Origin of the sequence: Mycolicibacterium pyrenivorans, from assembly GCF_025821625.1 — a bacterium.
GTDB classification, from domain to species: domain Bacteria; phylum Actinomycetota; class Actinomycetes; order Mycobacteriales; family Mycobacteriaceae; genus Mycobacterium; species Mycobacterium pyrenivorans.
Window position 1 is genome coordinate 1 of record NZ_JACKSH010000033.1, and the last position, 620, is coordinate 620.

Annotated in this window: 1 pseudogene; it reads left to right on the plus strand. The window is 68.9% G+C overall.

Annotated elements, in window-relative coordinates:
- Positions 1 to 101: 101 nt before the first annotated feature.
- Positions 102 to 620: pseudogene (locus H7I57_RS05485) on the plus strand (HNH endonuclease); the annotation flags it as partial.

The following is a 620-nucleotide window of genomic DNA, read 5'->3' on the forward strand; positions in this document are numbered from 1 at the left end:
TCCCTCATCTGCGCAATAACACGCCGAGAACGCTTGAGTCTCAACCAAAAGAACCGCTGAACAGCGAAAAGGCACCCACTAGAACACTAGGAGCGCCATGTTTGTTCGATGTGGATCCGGGGGCGGGTGAGGCTGCGCTGCGGGCCGCGGTGGAACGTTTCGAACAGCTGAAGTGTGTGGCGGCGGCGGCCCAGGCGCGGGCGACGGCGTTGTGGGCGGCCAAACGCCGCGCTGCCGAGGAGGCAGCCGGGGTGCCGGCCCGCAAACGAGGCATGGGGTTGGCGTCGGAGGTGGCGTTGGCCCGCCATGACGCCCCGTCGTGCGGGAACCGGCACCTCGGGTTCGCTCAGGCCCTGGTGCATGAGATGCCGCACACCCTGGCCGCGCTGGAGTCGGGGGTGCTCTCGGAGTGGCGGGCCACCCTGATCGTCAAACAATCCGCCTGCCTGAGCGTCGAGCATCGCCGCGCGTTGGACGCCGAACTGTGCGCTGAGGTCACGGAGTTGGCGGGCTGGGGCAACGACCGGGTCGAGGCCGAAGCCAAGAGGATCGCCGCCCGCCTCGACGCCGCCGCGGTGGTGGCCCGCTCAGCCAAAGCCGCCGCCGATCGTGGGTGTGGA